Origin of the sequence: Pontibacter harenae, assembly GCF_020907245.1 — a bacterium.
GTDB classification, from domain to species: Bacteria; Bacteroidota; Bacteroidia; order Cytophagales; family Hymenobacteraceae; genus Pontibacter; species Pontibacter harenae.
The window spans coordinates 71551-94896 of record NZ_JAJJWH010000017.1; the positions used below are offsets into that span (position 1 = coordinate 71551).

At 45.4% G+C, this 23346-nt stretch carries 13 protein-coding genes; 6 read left to right on the top strand and 7 right to left on the bottom strand.

Features of this window, described 5'->3' with window-relative positions:
* Positions 1-23: 23 nt before the first annotated feature.
* Positions 24-1463, top strand: a complete 1440-nt coding sequence (gene xylE / locus LN893_RS10905) for a D-xylose transporter XylE (RefSeq protein ID WP_229969866.1) — start codon at positions 24-26, stop codon at positions 1461-1463.
* A gap of 653 nt (positions 1464-2116) precedes the next feature.
* Here xylE and LN893_RS10910 read toward each other — a convergent pair.
* The 6 genes from LN893_RS10910 to LN893_RS10935 all read right to left on the bottom strand — a co-directional run bounded on the left by LN893_RS10910 (position 2117) and on the right by LN893_RS10935 (position 14456).
* The gene (locus LN893_RS10910) at positions 2117-5050 is read right to left on the bottom strand and encodes a glycosyl hydrolase 115 family protein (protein ID WP_229969868.1); all 2934 of its coding nucleotides are present in this window, start codon (positions 5048-5050) and stop codon (positions 2117-2119) included.
* Positions 5051-5259: 209 nt separating this feature from the next.
* The gene (locus LN893_RS10915; protein ID WP_229969869.1) at positions 5260-6585 is read right to left on the bottom strand and encodes an MFS transporter; all 1326 of its coding nucleotides are present in this window, start codon (positions 6583-6585) and stop codon (positions 5260-5262) included.
* Between the two features lie 15 nt (positions 6586-6600).
* Positions 6601-8055 carry a glucuronate isomerase gene (uxaC, locus tag LN893_RS10920; RefSeq protein ID WP_229969870.1) on the bottom strand — a complete coding sequence of 485 codons (1455 nt, stop codon included), beginning with the start codon at positions 8053-8055 and terminating at the stop codon, positions 6601-6603.
* Positions 8056-8059: 4 nt separating this feature from the next.
* Positions 8060-9235 (bottom strand): mannonate dehydratase, encoded by a 1176-nt coding sequence (uxuA, locus tag LN893_RS10925; protein WP_229969871.1) that lies wholly within the window; start codon positions 9233-9235, stop codon positions 8060-8062.
* A gap of 245 nt (positions 9236-9480) precedes the next feature.
* Complete coding sequence (locus LN893_RS10930; protein WP_229969872.1) at positions 9481-11421, bottom strand: RagB/SusD family nutrient uptake outer membrane protein; 1941 nt, start codon at positions 11419-11421, stop codon at positions 9481-9483.
* Between the two features lie 11 nt (positions 11422-11432).
* On the bottom strand, positions 11433-14456 hold the full coding sequence (locus tag LN893_RS10935; RefSeq protein ID WP_229969873.1) for a SusC/RagA family TonB-linked outer membrane protein: 3024 nt from the start codon (positions 14454-14456) through the stop codon (positions 11433-11435).
* Positions 14457-15300: 844 nt separating this feature from the next.
* Here LN893_RS10935 and LN893_RS10940 point away from each other — a divergent pair.
* The 4 genes from LN893_RS10940 to LN893_RS10955 all read left to right on the top strand — a co-directional run bounded on the left by LN893_RS10940 (position 15301) and on the right by LN893_RS10955 (position 20766).
* Entirely contained in the window at positions 15301-16329 is a 1029-nt protein-coding gene (locus LN893_RS10940) for a LacI family DNA-binding transcriptional regulator (RefSeq protein WP_229969874.1), read from the top strand.
* 86 nt (positions 16330-16415) lie between these two features.
* The gene (locus tag LN893_RS10945; protein WP_229969876.1) at positions 16416-18587 is read left to right on the top strand and encodes an alpha-glucuronidase family glycosyl hydrolase; all 2172 of its coding nucleotides are present in this window, start codon (positions 16416-16418) and stop codon (positions 18585-18587) included.
* Between the two features lie 12 nt (positions 18588-18599).
* Positions 18600-19361 carry an SDR family NAD(P)-dependent oxidoreductase gene (locus LN893_RS10950; protein WP_229969878.1) on the top strand — a complete coding sequence of 254 codons (762 nt, stop codon included), beginning with the start codon at positions 18600-18602 and terminating at the stop codon, positions 19359-19361.
* A gap of 238 nt (positions 19362-19599) precedes the next feature.
* Positions 19600-20766 carry an endo-1,4-beta-xylanase gene (locus LN893_RS10955; protein WP_229969879.1) on the top strand — a complete coding sequence of 389 codons (1167 nt, stop codon included), beginning with the start codon at positions 19600-19602 and terminating at the stop codon, positions 20764-20766.
* A 79-nt stretch (positions 20767-20845) separates the two neighbouring features.
* Here the strand turns inward: LN893_RS10955 and LN893_RS10960 are convergent, their stop codons facing one another.
* Entirely contained in the window at positions 20846-21265 is a 420-nt protein-coding gene (locus LN893_RS10960) for an STAS/SEC14 domain-containing protein (protein WP_229969881.1), read from the bottom strand.
* A gap of 501 nt (positions 21266-21766) precedes the next feature.
* Between LN893_RS10960 and LN893_RS10965 the strand changes: the two genes are divergently transcribed.
* Positions 21767-22915, top strand: a complete 1149-nt coding sequence (locus LN893_RS10965) for a PQQ-dependent sugar dehydrogenase (RefSeq protein ID WP_229969883.1) — start codon at positions 21767-21769, stop codon at positions 22913-22915.
* The last annotated feature ends 431 nt before the right edge of the window (positions 22916-23346 follow it).

Sequence of the window (23346 nt, forward strand, 5' to 3'; positions counted from 1 at the left end):
TTTACCTTTTCCTGTTAATCAAGATGATAAACGAAAAAGAAACGGCGGGGCAGAACATTCCTTACATCGCTGGCATTACGTTGATCGCCACGTTGGGCGGTTTGTTATTTGGATACGATACAGCCGTTATTTCGGGAGCGGAAAGATCGGTGCAGATGTACCTGGTAGACAGCCTTGGGCTTAGTACCTGGGTGCACGGAGCCACTATTTCCAGCGCCTTAATTGGCTGTATCATTGGTGGGGCAGTTTCAGGCATTTTTGCATCAGGAATTGGTCGGAAGAAGACCTTGATAATTGCAGCATTTCTGTTTTTCCTATCTGCTTTAGGGTCAGGATATCCAGAAGTTTTATTTTTTACCAAAGGCGAACCTAGCATAGAGTTGCTTTACATGTTCAACTTTTACAGGATAATAGGCGGAATAGGCGTAGGCTTGGCCTCTGCCGTTTGCCCTGTATACATCGGAGAAATAGCTCCGGCTAACTTGCGTGGGCGATTGGTTTCTTTAAACCAGTTTGCTATTATCTTCGGTATGCTAGTTGTTTATTTTGTGAACTGGGGAATTTCCAACGGACAGCCTATTGAGTGGATTAATGAAGAAGGCTGGAGACGCATGTTCCTTTCGGAGGCTATTCCAGCGGGTTTATTTGGAATTCTTCTGTTCTTTGTTCCTGAATCGCCAAGATACTTGAGCATGGTTAACAGAGATGAAGAGGCGCTAAAAATTCTGACAAAAGTTAACGGAGCTAACAGAGCCAAAAGTATCTTCTCTGACATAAAGAACACGGTAGAACACCATTCAGGCAAGTTGCTTTCTTACGGAAAAACAGTTATTGTTATAGGTGTTTTACTTTCTGTCTTCCAGCAGTTTGTGGGAATTAATGTGGCACTTTACTACGCCCCAAGAATTTTTGAAAGCATGGGAGCGGGTAAAGATGCCTCTATGCTGCAAACAGTTGTAATGGGTATAATCAACGTTATCTTTACGGTTGTAGCCATTCTTACGGTAGACAAATGGGGTAGAAAACCTTTGTTGATGGTAGGCTCTATCGGTATGGCTATCGGCATGTTTGCTATTGCTGGTCTTTCTTATTTCGAGATTATCGGCATCAGCACCCTTGTCTTTATCATCCTTTACACAGCATCGTTTATGATGTCGTGGGGACCAATTTGCTGGGTACTGATTTCTGAAATTTTCCCGAATAAGATCAGAGGCAAAGCTGTGGCTGTGGCCGTGGCAGCACAATGGGCTGCTAACTTCTTTATATCTGCCACCTATCCTTCCATGATGGAATTCAGCGGTGCTTTCACCTATGGCTTCTATGGTGTGATGAGCGTTATATCCTTTTTGTTTGTATGGAAAATGATTCCAGAAACCAAAAACAGATCGCTTGAAGAAATGGAACAGCTGTGGAGAAAAAAAGCTGGACTTGCACCAGAAAAGCAAGCTAAAGCCAAAGCATAAGCCTACCGTTTAAGGCTATAGAAAAAGCCCTGCATCTTTAACAGATGCAGGGCTTTTTGTTTGGCTTAGTTTGTTGCTATAGTTGTGTATTTGCTGCTTCTCTCTTTAGCTGATTCAAATATCCTTAGCCGTAGGTAATTCTATGGTGGGCTTTCATGTCTGCGTGAACATAAACATCAGTGGGGACAAGGCTACTTCTAGCATAGGGCATTTAGACACAGGTGCTTGAATAGTGTTAGCAGCAAAAACGATAAGCAAAAGTATTTGATGAACTGAGGTTACATTGCTGCAAATCTCCAGACTCGTAACCTGCAGATAATTTGTAGTTACAGACTACACGTACACGGGTTCGGAGAGCCCCACAACCGCTGCTACGTTAGCTAGTGCGTTTGCCAAAACACGTAAAACATTTCCTTACCCGAATCTCTAGGTCTTACTCATTTTTCCCCTCATGCTGTTACGAATCTGTCAATTCGTAACAGCATGAGGGGAAAAATGAGAGGCGGGTGTAGGTGAATCTCTAGATTCACCTACACCCGCCTCATCAGAAGATAACTCTCGCATTAAGTGCTACATTCACTTCTTCCTTAGCACTTGCTTACGTTCTAAAAAGAGTAGTTTGAAACGCAGTTTTGTTCTGCTAATTATAATCTCTACTGCTTTACTGCTGTCTTCTTGCTTTCCTTCTCAGGTTTATAGTAGCTTTCTTGCGGTCCTAAATAGCTTGGTTCTAAGCCACCAGTATCAACCACAACCTTCTGCAGTACTACGCCTGGGTCAACCATCCAGAACTTTAGTACGTGCTCCCCAGGCTTCTCTACCTGGTGTTTCGATACGGTAATGTTGATATTGTTGGCCACCCATTGCTCCCACTGTTTTTGATCTTCATTGACGTGCATGTTCACAATTTGCGGTGGTGCATCGTCTATGGAAACGGCATAGCGAAGGCCTTGGGTACTATGGAAGTTCAGCGTCGGCGACAGATGCACTTGCACAGTCACCTCTCCACTACTGAGCAGATTCATGCGGTACTCCAGGTGTGGGCTGTTGCCTCCTGGCTTCTGGCTCTCTGCTGTAACAGGCATTGGTGTCATGGCTGAACCTGTGCGGCCTAGGTCTGGAAGCAACTGCCATTCTATATTTCCTGTTTCTACGGCATTAGAATAATGCGCCGCATCCATAGCCACATAACCGTTGCTCTCTACAAAGCCTTTCACTTTGCCCACCTTTGTACCTGAAGGGTTATTTATACTTGCCTGCACTACTACTTTACTTCCGTTCGGGCCTGTTATAGTTATTGGTGCACGCTGCTGCCCTCTTGGTGCTTTTTTCCAATTTACACTTACCCACAGCCGCTGGCCTTTATCTACTTTACCTTGTTGTGGTGTTACTTTCAGCCATTTGGCTATTGTCTCTACTTTATAGTCAAAAGCAGCCTGTCCACGGTTGAAAACATCAATGTAAAAAGCTTCTTGCCCGAAAGGTGTAAGTGTTGGCAACACGGCTTCGCTTTTCTCCATCGGCCACCAGTTGGCACAACCGTCTATAGCTACACCCATGTCTGCGCCTGCAGGTAGGTTTACCTGGCTTACTTCTGGCATTACGTCCTTTTCAGGTTGCTGCCAGTAAGTATAGCTGATGTGTGTCTGGTCCATCATGTGGTTCCATTTTCCGCCTGCCATTTCTTGGTTATAATAGCGCGTTAGCTCAGCATCTTTCTCGAAAAGCTCTTTTACTTTGGCTGCCATTTCATTTGCCTCTGCTCGGCCTTGCTTTGTATACCAGCGGTTCTTGCCTACCGTAATGTGCAGCTCGTTTAGGTTAGCACTGGCTTTTATTGGGTGCAGGATCAGTTGGTAGTAAGCATCTTTATACTCAGTTGGCAACGTATTGTAAAGCTGCTCTGCATTGTTGGCTAACTGATTGTATTCTGCTACGATACGGTCGGCCTCTCTGTAGTTGGTAAGGCTGTAGGTATCGGGTGCCAGCAACTCTGGTTTACGGCGGCTGTTATACTTGGCGTACTTTGCCAGCATATCGGCGATAGGTGCTGCATACTGGTTTCCAAACTGCTGTGCTACCCACAGGCGTGTATATTCTTCCAAGCGTTCTGCTGGCCATTTATCAGGTGCCCAAGCGTAGTCTAGGAAGAATTCCGTCGGAAACTCCATTGGCTTAATATCGCCCACGTTCACAATCCATACACGGTCTGCACCGTGCTCATAGGCCAGGTGCATCTGCTCCCAAATTCTTGGGATTGGGTTTGTGTTTATCCATTTATAGTTTCTAGGGCCGCCTACATAGTCGTAGTGATAGTAGATGCCGTAGCCGCCTGCATGCTGCTTCTCGCCTGGCTTTGGCAGTTTACGGATGTTGCCCCAGTTATCGTCGCAAAGTAACAGCGTTACGTCGTCTGGCACGCGCATGCCTTTGTCGTAATACTCCTGCACTTCTTTGTACAAGGCCCACATTTGTGGTGTTTCAGACGGTGCTTTGCCTGTAACGTCGGCTATAATTTTGCGCTGGTCATCTACTATCTTTTCCAGCAGCGCGATGTTGCTTTCCTCGCTCATCGGTTCATCACCGTCGCCACGCATACCAATGGTTACGATGCTTTCGTTCGTGCCCATGCGCTCAATACCTTTGCGCCAGAACTGCTGTAGGTTCTCTTTGTTTGTATCGTAGTTCCAAGCTCCTTCTCCAAAACGTTCCCACTCTGCGTGAGCGCGCATCAGTGGCTCGTGGTGCGATGTTCCAATCACCACACCATATTCATCGGCTAGCTTCGGGTTTATAGGATCATCCACGTAAAAAGCCCTGCCCCACATGGCTGGCCACAAATAGTTACCTTTCATGCGAAGGATAAGCTCGAACACTTTATCGTAGAACTGATGGTTGAAACCGCCGAACTTTTCGCCAGCCCAACCTGCCAAAGCAGGTGCTTCGTCGTTGATGAAAATGCCTCGGTATTTCACCGCTGGCTCGCCTTGTGTGTGTCGTCCTGGCAGCACGTACAATTGCTGTTGCTGGCGCACAGGCACATCAGCCCACCAATACCATGGCGAAACGCCAATTTGTGAAGACACATCGTACATGCCGTAAATGGTGCCACGCTTATCGCTGCCAGCAATTACCAAGGCACGGTCTATACCTGGCATCGGATTCTCTACCACCTGAATCAGTGATGTTTCCCATCGACCAGCTATACCTGCGGCATCTAGTTTTTTATCTCTTACCAATTGATCGATCAGAGGGCTTTTGCCCAGCGTACCAATCAACACAACTTCTTTTCCTTTGGGAGCAGAAGTTAAAAGTTCAGGTGTAGCCTTTGTTACACGCTCGATATCGGCCTGCAGGTGCTTGGCCACTCGCATCACTCCAGGATAATCTTCTGCGCTCACGTAAAGCGGCGCAGATTTACCAGCAACTGAAAGGCCGAAGTTTCCATTTCCTTTTTGGGAGGAAATATAGGGTGCATCGCCAGTAGAAGCGGAGGCAGGTTTTGCACCAGCCAGCATAACTACAGCTACAGCCAGTAGCAAAGCATATAGTCTGGGTAAAGTATAAGGAACAATTGCTTGTTTCATCGTATAAAAAATTAGCAGGAGAGGCTTATCATGCTGCTCCCGTATGGTAAAAAGATAAGGCCTATCTAAAATCAAAGTCCGTGCCTTGTCTGTGTTTTCTACAGCAAGCGAAAAAATGCTGTTACTATTTTAACTGTTCATTTGGTTATTGGTGAGAACACACAACAACGGCTGCTGAAACTATATGTATATGTAATTATCTTTTATGACTACAATTGTACCTGCTTCATTTTCGGAGACAGGAAGTGCATGATTACCCAAGCTAATAGGTAAGCGCTACCACAAATAGTAAATAGAATGTTATAGCCTGCAATGATGTTGCCCATCCTGGTATAATAATCCAGTATAAAACCGATAAAAATTGGAAAAAGTGCGCCGCCCACTGAGCCTGCCATACCGCCTATACCCACTACAGAACTCACTGCTTTTTTCGGGAACATATCAGAAACTGTGGTAAAGATGTTGGCGCTCCAGGCTTGGTGTGCCGCTGCCGCTAAACTGATCAAGCCAACAGCTATCCAAATATCGGTAGTGTAGCGTGCTGCCATAATAGGTACCACCAGCAAGCCGATAATAAACATCGCTGTTTTACGTGCCTTGTACACGGCCCAGCCTCTTCTGATGAAATAAGAGGAAAGATAACCGCCACCTATACTTCCAACCGTTGTGGCCGAATAAACGATCACCAGCGGCAGGCTTGGCTTACTTAGGTCGAGGTTAAAGGTTGTGCTGAAGTAGGACGGCAACCAAAACAGAAAGAAATACCAGATTGGATCGGTGAAGAATTTACCGACGATGAACACCCATGTTTGCCTTACAAACAGCAGTTTGCCCCACTTAACAGGTGTTTTATCTGCTTCTTCGCCTGCAGATTCATTGTCGCTGTGGATGTACTCAAACTCAGGCTTTTTCAGTCGCTTTTGCTTGGCAGGAATTTCATATAAAAACAACCAGAAAGCAAGCCAGACAAAACCTATGGCTCCTGTTGCTATAAAAGCGACTTCCCAACCATAAATCCCCAGCATCCAAGGGATCAGGATAGGTGCTACTACAGCTCCAACGTTAGCACCAGAGTTAAACAAACCTGTGGCCAGCGCCCTTTCTTTTTTCGGGAACCACTCTGCTACAGTTTTGATGGCAGCAGGAAAGTTTCCTGATTCGCCCAATCCCAGAGCAGCCCTGGCCACACCAAAGCCAAACGTTGTTCTGGCCACAGCATGAAACATAGCCGCCACGCTCCATACAACAATAGAAATTGAGTAGCCAAGCTTTGTCCCGATTTTGTCGATTACCCTTCCGAAAATTAGCATACCCAGTGCATAAGAGGCTGTAAAGGCTGTTACAATGCTGGCATAGTCGCTTTCGGTCCAGTTGAACTGTTGCTCCAGTGCTGGCTTCAGCAGGCCGATGATTTGCCTGTCGAGGTAGTTGATGGTGGTGGCAAAGAACAGCAGGGCACAGATCGTCCAACGGTACGACCCTATCTTTTCTTTTACAGTAGTTGGCTCTCGCTCTTGCATAGTGGGTGTGTCCATAGCAGGAATTATAGATTAAAAAGTAAAGTAGTTTTTGGCGTTATAGTAGCAGATGTCCTGTACAATTTTTCCGATCCAGCGGATGTCGGCAGGTAGCAAGCCTCGCTCTATATCATCTCCAAACATGTTGCAAAGCAAACGCCTGAAGTACTCGTGTCTGGAGTAGGATAGGAAGCTGCGGGAGTCGGTTAGCATACCTATGAAACAGCTGATCAGCCCCATGCTCGAAAGCGTGTCCATCTGATCTTTCATTCCCTCCAGCTGATCCAGGAACCACCAAGCCGAACCGAACTGCATTTTGCCTTTAGTGCCGCTGCTCTGGAAATTCCCGATCATGGTCGCAAAGGCCGCATTGTCAGCAGGATTCAGGTTATAGATAACAGTTTTCGCCAGGCTGTTTTCCTTCTCCAGGTTATTGAAAAAGGCAGACATGTTGGCCGCCTGAGAAAAGTCGCCGATGGAGTCGTAACCCGTATCAGGGCCATTGGTCTGCAACATACGGGCGTTGTTATTGCGCAAAGCCCCCAAATGGAATTGCTGCACCCAGCCTTTTTGGTGGTACATCTTGCAAAGCTCCGTCAGCACCAAAGCCGAAAACTCCTGCTCATACTGTGCCGCCTCCTGATCGTCGCCAGCTAATACAGCGGCGAAAGCTTCGCTCAACTTACCGCTGCTTTTCTGCACAAATGGCAAATAACTTAAGCCATGATCAGATAAACGGCAGCCATTTTCGTGGAAATAATCTACTCGGTTCTGCAGTGCCTCCAGCAATGTATCTATATTGGTGATAGTAACACCACTTACTTCCGAGAGCTTCTGAAGGTAGTTTCTATAGACTGATCCTCCTGCCAAACCTAAAGCTTTATCTGGTCTGAAAGAAGGTAGAATCTTCACCTTGAAACCAGAGGCTGCTATCTGCTGGTGGTAACGCAGATCGTCGGTTGGATCATCTGTCGTACCCACCATTTCTACACCAAAATGGTTTAACAAGCCGCGCGGTGTAAATTCGGGTGTTTGCAGCAGCGAATTGCAATGCTGGTAAACCTCCTGCGCATTCTCGCCAGATAGCAATTCGGTTACACCAAAGGGGTTTTTCAGCTCCATGTGCGTCCAGTGGTAAAGCGGATTACGCAAAGTATAAGGAACAGCCTCCGCCCACTTCAGGAACTTCTGCTCATCGGTGGCATCGCCAGTGATATACTTTTCTTCAATCCCTAGCGTCCGCTGTGCACGCCATTTGTAATGATCGCCTGCCAACCAGATGCTGCTCATGTTGGCATAGTTCTCGTTTTTAGCGATAGCCTCAGGCGACAAATGGCAATGGTAATCTATAATAGGAAGCTCCTTTGCATAATCGTGGTACAGTTGCCTGGCCGCCTCCGACTGCAGCAGAAAATCATCAGACATAAAACTACCCGCCTTCTGATATTTCTGCTTTGAAGCTCCTTTTGATAAGGTATCATCAATCATAAAATTAATCTTTAGAGGCCACAGATCGTGCTATACCCATTTCCAAGCCGCGCAACTCTGCCAAGCCGCGCAGCCTTCCGATGGCAGAATAGCCAGGGTTAGTTACCTTTTGCAAGTCGTCCAGCATCTGGTGGCCGTGGTCTGGTCGGAAAGGAATCGGTTGCTCTCGTTTGCTGTTGATGGCAATAAGCTCCTTCATCACCCCGTACATATCCACATCTCCCGTTAAATGGTCAGACTCGTAAAAATTACCCTCGGCATCTTTCAGCACGTTGCGCAGGTGCGCAAAGTATACCCTGTGCCCTACGGCCTTCAGAATGTCAACAGGATTATTATGACTACCTGCTCCTAAAGAACCTGTGCAGAAGCAAATGCCGTTCGGGGCGCGGTCCACCTGCTCTATAATGTATAGCAGATCTTCTTTAGAACTCGCCACACGCGGCAGACCAAGTATAGCGTAAGGAGGATCATCTGGATGGATGGTCATATTGATGCCTGTTTCCTCGCACACATCCATGATGGAGGACAGGAAGTACGTCAGGTTCTGACGCAACCCTTCGTGGCCAATGCTTTTGTAAATTTCTATACTTGCCAGCAGTTGCTCTACGGTTATACTTCCCTCGGTAGGCACACCCATCAATATAATGTCGCTGAGCGCTTTTAAATCTTCTGCAGAAAAAGCGGCATATCGTTCTTTGGCCTTGGCTACTACTTCTTCAGCATAATCTCTTTCGGCACCTTCTCTTTTAAGTATGAACATGTCGAACACCGCCAGGTCAGCCCAGTTAAAGTATAAGGCTTTGGCTCCGTTCCATAGCTCTAAAGCAATGTTAGTGCGGGTCCAGTCCAACACGGGCATAAAGTTGTAGCACACGGTGGTAAGGCCGCAGGCAGCAAGGTTGCGTAACGACTGACGGTAGTTATCCAGGTACTTTTCGCAATCGGCATTCCTGGTTTTGATGGCCTCGTGCACGGGCACACTCTCTACCACAGCCCATGTTAAGCCAGCAGCTTCTATTTCGCTTTTTCGTTGCTGTATATCGGCTAAAGGCCAAACCTCTCCGTGCGGAATATGATGAAGTGCAGAAACAATACCTGTGGCTCCAGCCTGCTTCACATCCTGTAGCGAAACAGGGTCGTTAGAGCCGTACCATCTCCAACTTTGTAGTAGTGATGACATATGATGCTTTTTATAGTTTAACTTCTTGTTACAAAGAAGTTGTGGTCTTCTTATGGATTTTAGCGAATGAGTTTGAAATATAATCAAAAAGGCGCATGTGAGGGTGCCATTCTGATTGATTGTTATCGATTAGCTCTTATTCTTTTTAAAATTTTGAAGAGCTACACTGGGTGCAAATTTATTATAACTAAGAAGACTGGCCGCTCCATATGGGCAACCAGTCTTCTTAGTTATAATTCACCAGATTAATTATATCCTGGGTTTTGATAATCTTGCGTAGCGCCTTCCATCGCATCTATCTGACCTTGTGGAATAGGGCGCAGATAATGATATGGTTGAATATTGCGTGTTACCGTTTGAGGCGTATGGTCTCCGTAGGAGAGTCCTGCAATTTGGTACGTGCCCGCAAGCTCTTCCCATTTTTGCGTACGAGTCAAATCAAACCAGCGGTAACCTTCGCCATAATATTCGCGTGAGCGTTCCGCCAGGATATAATTGATGTCTATCGTGGCTGGTGTAGCAGCGATCATTTCTGCGCTGTTGTCCTCTATTCTGGTTGTATTTCCGTTGTTGTCCCAACGCCATCTGCCTGCACGTGCACGAATTACATTGATCAGTTCTCTGGCGCTTCTGCTTCCTGTTGCTCCTTTCACGGCTGCCTCGGCGGCTATAAAATAGAATTCAGAAAACTTTGCAATGTTGAAAGGGCGTGTACTGGCGGCATTTGGCTGTCCTAACCCGCTGCCATTATCGGTGCGGTAAGGACCAAGCTTCCAAAGTCCAGGATATACAATTCTGCTTATGCCTCGCGGCGATATCACAAAATCAGCTCTTCCAGGCAGTTCTCCCGCACCTATGTTACTTTTACCTGCTCCGCTAGGGTAGTTAATTGGTGTGACTGGTTCTTCGTCCAGGAACGTTAATATTGCCCCTCCTGGTGAAACAGGTAAACCGTTTGCATTATATACAACCTCTGCATCAACACCTCCTTTAGGCCAGTTGCCACGGTAAACAGTTGTAAACGTGCCGTCGTAGCGGGAGTCGTTCGTTTTATCAGCAAAAGTATTTGTAATTGCTCCGATTGTAGGAGCCATACGTGTCCAAGGGCGTCCTAAGTCCTGTGATGCTTCACGCTGAACAGAACTTATAGGATTAGTCCAGCCTGGATTAAGAGAGCTTCTGATGTTCGTATAGTTCCACGTCATCATCCAGCCAGCAAAGTTTTCCGGGGCGTTACCATTGCTCCAGGTAAGGCTAGATGCGTTGTAAAACTCGCTTGTCTCCGTATGGTCGGCGTACAACATGATTTCACTGTTGCGGTCGTTCGAACCTAGGTTAACATCATAATATGTTTGCTGTAAAGCGTATGGGCCTGGGTTATCAATACCCATTAAAGCTACATCGTATGCCTGCTGATAATACCACTGTGCATTATGCCCGTCAGGATCGGTTCGGGAAGTTTCCGGATAAGTAGGAATGTTGTTTGGGTTCTCCAGCCACCAGCCATACGTCAGGTAAGCTTTTGCCAGATAAAGACGTGCTAGCGTTTGTGTTACGCCCCCGGTTACACGAGGATTTACTGGCAAATCTTCTACCGCCCGCAGCAGATCTGGGATTATAGCTCTGGTATAAACCTCTGGCACCGTGTTGCGGACAGAGGTTCTGGAAGGAGTCGTGTTAAACTTCAGTTCCCCTGCGCCCAAGTCCAAAGGTACCCCACCAAACGTTTGCACCAGTTTGAAGTAGTCGAACGCGCGGAAGAACCTGGCTTCGGCAACCAGCGCATCCGATATAGTTCCTACTGCGGCTGCATTTTCAATAACACCGTTGGCGGTGTTGATGTTAGAGAATGCAGCCTCCCACAACACATCGGCACGGCTGTCTGTAGAAGTGATTTCTCCTTGGCCAGAAAGATCCATGACAAGAAAATTCTGGTCCGCACTCTGCGCGTATGTTACTTCATCGGTACCTGTTTCGGTGGTGTTATAGTAGTAGGCTTGACCATATATGTAGCGCAGGTGAGCGTACATAGACGTTAATCCACCTTGTATACCTCTCTCAGTTTGGAAGAATTCGGGTGTATAAGTAGCGCGGGGCTGCTCTTCCAGAATATCCTCGCAGGACGACATGGACAGCGCTAGCATTAAGGCTGTTCCTATAAAAGCTTTATTTTTTATAAATTTCATCTTTCTCTATTTTAAAAAGTGACATTGAGACCAACCAGATAGTTGCGCGTAGACGGCGCGTTTGTGCCAATCGTCAGCAGGCGTCTTGGTGTGCCACCGCCAGTTGACGCCACATTTTGGTCAGCGTATGAGTTGGTTTCAGGGTCCATTCCTGATTCTCTGTGGTAAGGTGAGAACATCACAAATGGGTTCTGCGCTGTGGCGTAAAACCGCATGTTGCTGATGCCAACTTTTTCCAGCCAGTTGCTGTTGTTGAAGTTATAACCAAGTGTAATGGTGCGTATCTTCAGGTACGAGGCATCGAAATAGCCCAGGGTACTGGCATAGTCAAGGTTGTCGCCACTTCTTGAACCTGCTGGATTTGGATATTTGGCATCGGTGTTCTCTGGTGTCCAGTAGTCCACGCTTACGTTATTCCGGCGTCCGTTCAACAGATTAAGGTAGCCTGAAGCTCCGTAGAGTGTGCTGTTGAGGATTCCGCCTCTTTGGAAAGCCGCTACAGCGGTCAGGTCAAATCCTTTATACCCTACGCGGGTGTTGAAGCCTCCCTGGAAATCAGGATTCGCGTTCAAGACTTGTCGGTCATCAGGCCCTATTTCCCTTACAGGCGTACCATCGGCGTTGTAATCGCCGGTATATCTCACTTTAATCATGCCAACATTGCCACCTGGTTCCAAGATATCCCGATACGGATCGTTTTCTTGCCAGAGACCAATTCTCTCATAGTCGTAGATGACATTGATAGGTTGGCCTACAAATAGCCAGGCGGTTCTATCTTCAGGTGCACCCGAAGCAAGCGACACAATTTTATTGCGGTTGCCGTAGATGTTGACTCCAACGTCCCATGTCCAACCATTAACGTCGTCCAAAACAACTCCGTTTAGCGAAAGCTCTAGTCCTTTATTTTGTATTGCCCCTATATTTGCATTGTAATTATTCGCCCCCGATGTAGGAGGCAATCCAAGGTTCAGCAGGACATTTTCGGTATCGGTTTTATAATACTCTACTGTGCCTGACAGACGATCGTTCAGGATAGAAAAGTCTACTCCATAGTTCCATGTCTTAGAGGTTTCCCATCCCAAAGCGAGGTTAGGCAGCACCGGCACATAGAATCCAGTTGCATAGTTATCGGGCCCATAGTTATAAGGCCTGGTGTCGAGAAGGCCAATTGTAGCGTAGGGATTAATACCTTGGTTGGCGGTTTGTCCGTAGCCTAGACGCAATTTCAGCATATTTATGAGGCTCACATCCTGCATAAACGATTCTCTGGCAATGTTCCATCCTACTGAAACGGCAGGATAGGTATTCCATTGATAGCCTGGAGCCAGCACAGAGGAGGCATCGGAACGTACGGTAGCACTTAGCATATAGCGGTCGTCATAAGAATACATGGCGCGTCCCATCCACGACAACAGGCCTCTCTGCTCATACGGCTGGTTATCAGGATTAACAGTAATTTCGCCGGCAGCCTGTCCTAAGTTATAAAACTGGAAGGCGTCGGAGGGAATATCTCTTGCCGCCATGCTTGATCCGTTCATCTGCCTTTCTGAAGCAGAGTATAAGCCTACCACATTTATGTTATGCTTCCCTGCAAAGGTACGGTCGTAGGTCAGCAGGTTTTCAAAGGTCCAGTCAGTCGTAACCTGGTTACTGACAGAAGCAGTGGAAGGGGTGGTTGCCAGAATATTATTTATTCCCGCTGCAGTATAGGCGCCTCCCTGACTCTGGCGGTAATTCAGGCCAAGGTTAGCACGGTACTTTAAGCCCTCCACGCCTGGTATCTGCACTTCGCCGTACAGGGTGTTGTAGGTAGCAAAAGCTCTGGTTTGGTTTAGCCATAAATCATCTAAACCACCTCCTTCTAACATGTCTCTTGTATACAGCCACGTTTCGTCCAACGGCATCCGGATGGTTCTTTTCAAAGTGCCGTCTTCATTGTAAGGGTTGGCAAGAGGCGACAAACTCAGAATGTTGTACAAGCCTACATTGGAGCCTTCCGTAAGGCTATAGTTATTGTATGTAGTGAAGCCAACACGGAATCGTTTTCCTATTCCCTGGTCCACACCGCCGCGCATGGAGTAGCGGGTATACTGCTGCGTTGGTATCACGCCTTCATCCTTATTGTAGCCTACACTAAAGTTGTAGCTACCTTGTTCAGTGCCAGCCGAAACACCTATGTTATGGTTTGCCGTGATACCGGTTCTGTATAACAGGTCTTGCCAATCCGTGTCTACACCTTCAGCCTCATCTTCCCCTAACTGTCCTTGAAACTGTCCAGGTCCAGCTGCCTGACGCAACGCAAAAAGCTCTGGGCCACTCATCATGTTGTATTTAGAAAAAACCGTTTTGGCACCATGAAAACCATTATAGCTTACTTGGGGCTTCTGCCCTGCTTTTCCTGATTTGGTAGTAACCAACACAACGCCGTTGGCGCCGCGCGAGCCGTAAATGGCAGTTGCCGAGGCATCCTTCAGTATATCAATGCTTTTGATGTCGTTGGGATTGATGTCGGAGATAGACCCAGGAAAGGGAATGCCATCCAGCACTACCAGTGGGTCATTTCCGCCAGAGATGGAGCGCGCACCGCGAATCCGGATTTGCATAGAGGCGCCTGGCTGAGAAGATGATTGCGCAAACTCTACACCTGGTAAACGCCCTTGCAAAGCCTGCGTAATATTACCGGTTGGCACTTCGGCAATCTCTTCTGCGCCTATTGAAGCAACTGAGCCTGTCACGGCTTCTGCTCTCTGCGTACCATATCCCACTACCACTACCTCATCCAGCGCTTTGGCATCGGTTTTAAAGTTTACATTGATGGTAGTTCGGTTATTAATAGGAATTTCCTGTGTTTGATATCCCAAAAAGGAATAAACCAATGTACCTGTTCCGTTAGGCACATTAATGGAATAGTTTCCATCCAGATCGGTTGGCGCTGCAGTGGTAGTACCTTTTAAGAGTACTGTTACACCAGGCACGCCCATACCAGTTTCATCAGTTACCCGACCTGTTACAGTTAAAGGGGAGTTTTGTGCCATTGCCCCTGTGCTAATTGCAAGGCAGAGCAGCAGTAAGCTTAGCAATCGAAAGACTCTTGGTGCTTGAACCAGAATAGTCGTTGATTTAGGATTTTCTTTAAAATCGCATTTCATAAAAGCTGATTTTTTTTAAATTTAGTTAACGTAATGAGACTCTTAAACTCCTGCTCCAGCCTCCATTGCCGCATGTGCAGCACGAAGCCCTGAGGCATAACTGTAGATTATGGTTATTCTTTATTTACTCCTGCTTTTCAAGCAAACAAAGTCGCTACCACCGCTCCTTCATTTACCTTATTTTATCCTGCAGCACTCCTTAGCAAAATAGCTTGAAAGTAAGTATCCACTTTTGAAGCAACTTAACCTTCAAACCAGTGGCGTCAAAAGCTTCTAGCAACAAGGTTTTTTAGCTTAACTGCTAAAAAACTTTTCTCAAATAACACACCCTACAAACCATTTACAGTGATTATCAACACCTTGCAGCATAGCCACTGCCATCATTTAAGTCTAAATTTCAGCCACACAAGTGAGTAACTTCTCACTTCTGATGTAAACTTGAAAGTTTTTCCCCACATTTGCAACCGATTGCAGAAACTTTTTTTATTTATTCCCGAAGGGTAACTAATTAAGCACTTTAAAGCCTTCAGCCATATTTTGACACATGTTTACAGGTTCTACAAATATTTGTTATCTATTTTTTACGATTATATAAAGATGTACCTACACAAAAACACTAAGAACGATCGCTTATTTGATTTTTTTTGCAGATATTGAAAAGGAAAAGAGTTGAACGCTTTCAAAAATGAAACCGATTGCATTAATTTGTCTTAAACGATAGCACCCTGTGATGGAGAAAGAAACAACAATATATGATATAGCTAAACGGCTTGGAGTTTCCCCCACTACAGTTAGCAGGGCCCTAAACGATCACCCAGCGGTAAACAAAAACACCAAACAGAAGATATATGAGAAGGCAACCCAAATGGGATATCGTTCTAATATGTTTGCCAGCAACCTTAGAAAGCAGCGCACCAATACCATAGGTTTAATAGTGCCAAGGCTTAACAGTCCTTTTCAATCATCTGCGATTGCTGGCATGGAAAAAGTAGCCAACGAAGCTGGTTATAACCTGATCATCAGCCAATCTTTAGAGAATGTGCAGAAGGAGATTGCTAATGCCAATACTATGTTTAATAGTAGAGTAGATGGTCTGTTGGTATCCCTAGCTTACAACACAGAATCCTTAGACCATTTTGAGCCATTTATTAACAAAGCCATACCTGTTATTTTTTATGATCGTGTAGCTGAACATAAAAGCTGCACCAACATTTTAATAGATAATATTCAGGCGGCCTATAAAGCCACTAGCCACCTAATAGAACAAGGGTGCAAGAACATAGTCCACATCAGCGGCAACCTTAACAGAAATGTTTACTCCGACAGATTAAAAGGCTACAAATATGCACTGATAGATAATGATCTTCCTTTTGAAGATTCTTTCGTAATCACCAACACTTTAAGTGAGGAGGCTGGTATTGAGGCGGCACAGCAGATATTAGCAATGGACTCTAAACCAGACGGAATATTTGTCTCTAACGACACCTGTGCCGTTAGCTGCATGAAAACGCTGAAGCAAGCAGGCATGTCTATTCCTAAGGATATTGCCGTAGTAGGATTCAATAATGATCCTCTTACAAGAGTAATAGAGCCCAACCTGACAACGATAGACTACCCTGGCTATGAAATGGGAGAGGTTGCTGCCAGAAGCCTGATTCACTTCCTGAATGGATTATCAGACGTTACTATCACGAACACAATTACATTAAGGTCAGACTTGATTATAAGAGACTCTTCCTTGAAAAGTAAACTTTCTTAAACTAACGATGCATATGAGTGTATTATACCCATTTTGGCAAGTGAGCACTCTCTTTACAATTAACACCATTTAGAACAAAGACTGATATGAAAAATAAGACTATTGCTCTTTTAACCATCCTCATGCTACTGTGTGTAGCTTTTACTCCACCCGCACATGCCGAAGATGGCTACAGGCTGTGGCAAAGGTACGACCTTGTAAACAACAGCGATCGGCTAAAAGAGTATCAGCAGTCTATTGCCGAAGTAGTTATAGAAGGCAACTCTCCTACGCTATCAGTTGCCAAAAATGAACTAAACATGGCCCTTCAGGGCCTACTTGGCCGCACAATACCTTCCTCAAGCAGACAAACCCAATCTAGTGGTGCTCTTGTGGTAGGCACACCTGCCAGTTCGGCAACTGTCGCATCGCTTAAGCTAAACAATAAACTGAAGAACCTGGGCGACGAAGGCTACCTGATACAATCTGCAACTATCAACGGTAAGAAAAGCACGGTAGTTGCGGCCAACACAGATATAGGAGCGCTGTACGGTACATTCCATTTCTTAAGGCTGCTACAAACCCACCAAAGCATTCAGAATGTAGCTATAACAAGTACGCCTAAAATAAAGCACCGTGTACTAAACCACTGGGACAACTTAGACAGAACTGTGGAGCGTGGTTATTCAGGCTTTTCGCTCTGGGACTGGCACAAACTTCCTGATTACATTGACCAGCGTTATATTGATTATGCCCGAGCAAATGCCTCTATAGGTATAAACGGCACGGTACTTACCAATGTGAACGCTAATGCACTAGTGCTAACAGAAGAATATCTAATTAAAGTTAAAGCACTGGCAGATGCTTTCCGCCCTTACGGACTGAAGGTATACCTGACAGCTAGATTCAGCTCACCTATAGAAATAGGTGAGCTGAAAACAGCCGATCCTCTAGACGCACAAGTACAGCAGTGGTGGAAAGATAAGGCTGCGGAAATTTATAGACATATACCTGACTTTGGCGGTTTTTTAGTGAAGGCTAACTCTGAAGGCCAGCCAGGACCGCAGAACTACGGCAGAACACACGCTGACGGTGCTAACATGCTAGCTGATGCCGTGGCACCAAACGGTGGTATTGTAATGTGGCGTGCCTTTGTGTACGACGACAAGGTACCTGATGACAGAGCCAAACAAGCTTATACCGAATTTAAACCGTTAGATGGCACTTTCAGAAAGAACGTAATGGTGCAGGTAAAAAACGGCGCTATTGACTTCCAGCCACGAGAGCCATTCCACCCAATGTTCGGCACCATGCCCAAAACACCGCTGATGATGGAGTTCCAGATAACGCAGGAGTACCTGGGGCAGGGAACACATTTAGCTTATCTTTCTCCTTTATTTAAAGAAGTATTAGAATCTGATACTTATGCTAAAGGCAAAGGATCTACAGTAGCCAAAGTCATTGACGGCACTATAGACAACCACGCTTTAACGGGCATTGCAGGCGTCAGCAACATAGGCACAGACCGCAACTGGACCGGTCACCAGTTTGGGCAAGCCAACTGGTACAGCTATGGCCGCCTTGCCTGGGACCACACCTTAGGTTCTGCGGAGATAGCGGATGAGTGGCTTAAAATGACCTTTACGAACAATAACCAATTTATAAGCCCTGTAAAACAGATGATGATGGGTTCGCATGAGGCACTGGTAAACTACATGACACCGCTTGGCCTGCACCACATCATGGGCTGGAGCCACCACTTCGGACCTGGCCCTTGGATAAAAGACAAGCAGCGCGCTGACTGGACTTCTGTTTATTATCATCAGGCAGACGAAAACGGGATTGGCTTCGACCGTACCGCAACAGGCAGCAATGCCATTGCACAGTACTTACCTCCCGTTCAGAAGAAATTCAGAAACGTGAAAACCTGCCCAGAAAAGTTCCTGTTGTGGTTCCACCACCTACCTTGGGATTATAAAACAGAATCGGGCAGAGAACTGTGGAACGAGCTAGCTTACAGATACCAAAGCGGCGTAGATTCCGTAAGGCAGATGCAGCAGACATGGAACTCCATGGAAAGATTTGTAGATCCAGAACGCTTTAGACATGTAAAGACTTTCCTGAGCATTCAGGAAAAAGAGGCAGTGTGGTGGCGAGATGCGTGCCTGCTGTACTTCCAGACCTTCTCTAAAAGGCCATTGCCGCAAGGCGTAGAAAAGCCAGCACATACACTAGAATATTACATGCAAATAGATCCAAAATTTGCTCCAGGTATTTAAATAAAATAACATATGAACGAAGACACAAAGCAAACTCCTAAAACAGCTATTGTAACAGGAGGCGCATCAGGACTGGGTTATGCCATAGCTGAGAAATTTGTACAAAGCGGTATCCAAACGATTGTCATCGGTAGAGATGAACAAAAGCTACAGAAAGCAAAGGAAAGCTTTGGCGACTTATGCACTACTATTGCATTCGACCTATCAAACCTTGAGCAAATACCTTCGCTTGTAGAAGAAATTGCCCAACGATTTGGTAAAGTTGATATCCTGATCAACAATGCAGGAATCAACATGAAGAAGCCTTTTTCGGAGGTAACCGATGAAGATTTTCAGAAGATTATACTTACCAATGTAAACGCTGTATTTGCACTGAGCCGTGAGGTTGTAAACAAATTCATGATACCGAATGAAGGTGGCAGCATTGTTAACATCAGCTCAATGGCCTCGCAGTATGGCATACCAAAAGTTATTGCCTACTCCGCCTCCAAGTCTGCCATAGAGGGCATGACCAGAGCCATGGCAGTTGAACTCTCTCCTATGGGCATTAGAATTAATTGTGTAGCGCCAGGCTTTATTGCCACCGACATGTCGGCCAAAGCGCTTAATAATGATCCTGAACGGAAAAATAAAGTATTATCGAGAACGCCAATGGGCAAGCTGGGAGTACCTGCAGATGTAGCCGAAGCTGTTTACTACTTTGCCAGCGATGCAGCTAAATATGTAACAGGCACTGTGCTGCCAGTAGATGGCGGAAACTCCATCGGGTTTTAATTTATACAAAAAGTTCTGCGAGTATTTAGTAGCAGGCGAAGGGCATACAGTTACTGTAGCCTCTGATTCTCAGAAAGAGCCTTTGGCAGAATCTGCAAGCATACGCGAAAGTGGCTAGGAGGCTGGTGGAAATTAGGGATCACATTTAAGCTTCCTGTAGGTTCTCCCAGCATTCAACTTGTAAAAGTGTACCGTTACTAAAGACTAACCAAACGCATACTAGTACATAAAAATCAACATGAAAAAAAACAGAACCTTTGCAGCCTCCGCTCTAGCGTTTGCCCTTCTGGCAGCTTCGTGCTCAAACCCTAACCAGGCTGAGACAAGCGAAACCGCCACGGCAGAGGCAACAGCCCCTGCAACTTTTAAAGAAGTATATAAAGATGCCTTCTATGTAGGTGCTGCTGTAAACGGCAGACAAGCTTTTGGAGCCGACTCACAGGCCACAGCTATCATGAAAGAACATTTTAGCACCATAAGCCCAGAAAATCTTCTGAAATGGGAATCTGTACACCCAAAACCCAACGAATATAACTTTGCTCCCGCAGATGCTTATGTGGCTTTAGGCGAGCAGAATGACTTATTTGTGGTAGGGCACACATTGGTGTGGCATAACCAAACGCCAAAGTGGGTTTTTGAAGATGCACAAGGAAACCCTGCTAGTAAAGAAGTACTACTGCAGCGCATGGAAGACCACATTAGCACAGTAGCAGGACGCTACAACGGAAAGGTTGATGGCTGGGATGTAGTAAACGAAGCCTTGAACGACGACGGCACCCTTCGCCAAAGCAAATGGCTGCAGATAGCTGGCGAAGAATTTCTGGCTAAAGCATATCAAGCAGCCAGAAAAGCTGCCCCAGAGGCCGAACTATACTACAACGACTACAACATGTGGAAGCCTGAAAAACGTGACGGTGCCATCCGTTTGGTTAGCAAGTTGCAGGAACAGGGTATAAAAGTAGACGGTATAGGCATGCAAGGGCACTGGGGACTAAAGAACCCAAGCTTAGAGCAGATTGAGGAAAGTATAGTAGCATTCTCAAAACTAGGCAAAGTAATGATTACAGAGCTTGATATTGATGTGCTACCTAACCCTAGCAACAGGCAAGGAGCCGACATAGACGCTACTTTTGAGTTTGACGAAAAGTATAACCTTTACACAGATGGCTTGCCAGACTCTGTGCAGCAACAACTAACAGATCGTTATGCCGAAATCTTCAGACTCTTCCAAAAGCACAGCGACAAAATTAGCCGTGTTACTTTCTGGGGCGTCACAGATAATGATTCTTGGCTCAACGATTGGCCTATGCGGGGCAGAACTAGCTATCCGCTTCTGTTCGACCGCAATTACCAACCTAAACCAGCACTAGAAGCTGCCTTGAAAGTTGCATCAGAGGGGAAATAATATTACACAATTACCTTTTACAGCAGAAGAGGCAACCATAGATTGGTTGCCTCTTCTGCCTTTTATACGTCGGTAAAACTTATAGCTCCACTAGAGATGGCTTTTCAACTAACCAAGCCATTGCTTCCTCTCTATTCGTAAATGTTTTGTATTGAAAGGATGGATTCGTTTCGTCCCTGATCTCGCTAATTCTCTTCTCCCGTTCAGCATCTGTGGTCACGATGCGAGCCATTTTTTGTAGGCGAGTTGTGTTTACCAGGTCATATACAAACTGCACCATAATCGCTTTATATTCCTCGCCACTGAGTTTTACGACAGATTTACTTACATCAATTAGCAGATATTTCACATCATAATTCCTGATATTTTCAATTAGTACTTTGATTGAAGCTTTGACCTCAGGCATAATCAACTCCTGAAAGTCTGGCCACTCTATAAAAAGCACATCTATAGCAGGTGCATATTCTAATTTTATGATATCGTTTTGATACAAGATCATGCGTGTGTTGCTTAGGTTTATTTTTAGTTAGATTAACAGACAGTAGAAGTGGCCTTTTTTATGGTTGATGCCCTACAACCACACTAAGCAAAATCTTTTGTAAAGATACTGAGGAATCTTCAACAAAATTAGCAGAACCTTTATTATAAATTTTAGCTTAAAGCTTTGGCCGCTATATACTTCAAGCTTCCATGCAAACGCAAGGAGCACATTGCTGGAAAAGCAATACATACGGCAGAGGCATATTTTATTATACACAAGATGCCCACGCAACCCCACGTTTACCGCTTGTTAAAAAGGTGCAAAAAACCTGTGGTTCTAGTACATACAGTTGAAATATAAAAGAGGCCGCCCCAATAACAGGAGTAGCCTCTTTTAATAATAGATACCACCTCCCACTTGCCATGTGTGTGATAAATTAAAAAGTAAAGGTTAGAACATCAACTGTTTAGCTGCGTTATTAAGGAAAGTAACATCATGCAAGAAGGACATAACTAAACTATGAAAACATCAGAAAAAACAATTTTATCATACATCGTTCGCTGTGCAATTCTAATGCTAATATGTGTTTTGATAGCAGGACCATCCTTTTCTCAAAAATCAGCTGTAATAACAAAAGCAGGCGATGTAAGCGTTGAGGAATTAGCAAAAGATCTGAACCACCCCTGGGGTATGGCTTTTTTGCCAGACAAGCGACTGCTTGTTACAGAGCGTTCAGGCAATCTTAGGATACTAGATACTAACAATAAACTATCGCAGCCACTTAAGGGCACCCCTAAGGTGTTTGTATCGGATCAAGGAGGACTTTTAGATGTAGCGCTAGACCCTAATTTTAAGCAAAACAAATTGGTGTACCTATCTTTTTCTGAACCTGGGGAGAACAATACGGCCTCAACAGCCCTAGGCCGCGGCAAACTAGAGGGCAACGAAATCAAAAATTTTAAAGTCATTTTTAGGCAGGAGCCAAAAGTAGAAGGTCCTAACCATTTCGGAGGGCGAATTGTGTTTACACCTCAGGGCCACCTGATATTTACCTTGGCAGAAAGATTCAAATTTGAGCCTGCTCAGGATCTTTCTAACCATCTAGGCACTATTGTTCGCATCAACCCTGATGGTTCAGTACCCAAAGACAATCCTTTTGTAGGGCAGGCAAACGCAAGGGACGAAATCTGGTCGCATGGCCATCGCAACATTGAAAGTGCAGCCATAGACCCAAGCACTAATAAGCTGTGGGTGGTAGAAATGGGACCTTTGGGAGGAGATGAGCTAAACCAACCTAGAGCTGGGGAAAACTACGGATGGCCGACTGTAAGCTGGGGCAAGCACTACGACGGTGAAGAAATTCCCAACCCCACAACTAGACCTGAGTTTGTCGATGCAGTGATTCACTGGACACCAACAATTTCTCCTTCTGGTATGATTTTCTACACTGGTTCCATGTTTCCTGAATGGAAAGGCAGCGCATTGATTGGAGGGCTAACCAGCAGTGGCATTGTACGTGTTCAAATAAAAGGCGACCAGGCGGAAGAGATAGAGCGAATTCCTTTAGCAACGCGCGTACGAGATGTAGAACAGGCTCCTGATGGCTCCGTCTACATACTAACTGACCAGGATGACGGGAAAATTCTACGGTTAAGCCCAATGAAGTAAATAGTAAAATCTAAACTATCTAAAATGAGTAGTTCTTAATCATTTAAGAACTACTCCATGCTCCTAAGTTAACGGAAGCAAAGCATAATACTAATAGTATAATAAAGAGAACCTAATCTAATAGTATAATAAAGAGAACCTAATAGCATAACTTATCAAGTCAAATGCTGCTTCCCTCAGTAAGCACATTCTTTGAAAAATTGAAAGAAAGATAACTGACGCGAGAATCTTTCTAGAGGCAGGCTTGAATCTTGTCTTCTTACCCTAAGAGTAATACAAGGTTATCGAGCATGCATAAAGGTTTGCCTATAACTGAAAATATTCACCACCTCGAAGCAAAAGATTTTCCGATCATTTACCCTTTGTCTCACAGCAACTTACACTTATTTCAGTGCATAAAAGGGCTTACAAAAGAGTGGCTGCAGAGAAAA

Bases quoted from the DNA above. Each gene is read 5' to 3' on its own strand.
- xylE (WP_229969866.1), top strand. From the start codon at position 24: ATGATAAACGAAAAAGAAACGGCGGGGCAGAACATTCCTTACATCGCT.
- LN893_RS10910 (WP_229969868.1), bottom strand. From the start codon at position 5,050: ATGAAACAAGCAATTGTTCCTTATACTTTACCCAGACTATATGCTTTG.
- LN893_RS10915 (WP_229969869.1), bottom strand. From the start codon at position 6,585: ATGGACACACCCACTATGCAAGAGCGAGAGCCAACTACTGTAAAAGAA.
- uxaC (WP_229969870.1), bottom strand. From the start codon at position 8,055: ATGATTGATGATACCTTATCAAAAGGAGCTTCAAAGCAGAAATATCAG.
- uxuA (WP_229969871.1), bottom strand. From the start codon at position 9,235: ATGTCATCACTACTACAAAGTTGGAGATGGTACGGCTCTAACGACCCT.
- LN893_RS10930 (WP_229969872.1), bottom strand. From the start codon at position 11,421: ATGAAATTTATAAAAAATAAAGCTTTTATAGGAACAGCCTTAATGCTA.
- LN893_RS10935 (WP_229969873.1), bottom strand. From the start codon at position 14,456: ATGGCACAAAACTCCCCTTTAACTGTAACAGGTCGGGTAACTGATGAA.
- LN893_RS10940 (WP_229969874.1), top strand. From the start codon at position 15,301: ATGGAGAAAGAAACAACAATATATGATATAGCTAAACGGCTTGGAGTT.
- LN893_RS10945 (WP_229969876.1), top strand. From the start codon at position 16,416: ATGAAAAATAAGACTATTGCTCTTTTAACCATCCTCATGCTACTGTGT.
- LN893_RS10950 (WP_229969878.1), top strand. From the start codon at position 18,600: ATGAACGAAGACACAAAGCAAACTCCTAAAACAGCTATTGTAACAGGA.
- LN893_RS10955 (WP_229969879.1), top strand. From the start codon at position 19,600: ATGAAAAAAAACAGAACCTTTGCAGCCTCCGCTCTAGCGTTTGCCCTT.
- LN893_RS10960 (WP_229969881.1), bottom strand. From the start codon at position 21,265: ATGATCTTGTATCAAAACGATATCATAAAATTAGAATATGCACCTGCT.
- LN893_RS10965 (WP_229969883.1), top strand. From the start codon at position 21,767: ATGAAAACATCAGAAAAAACAATTTTATCATACATCGTTCGCTGTGCA.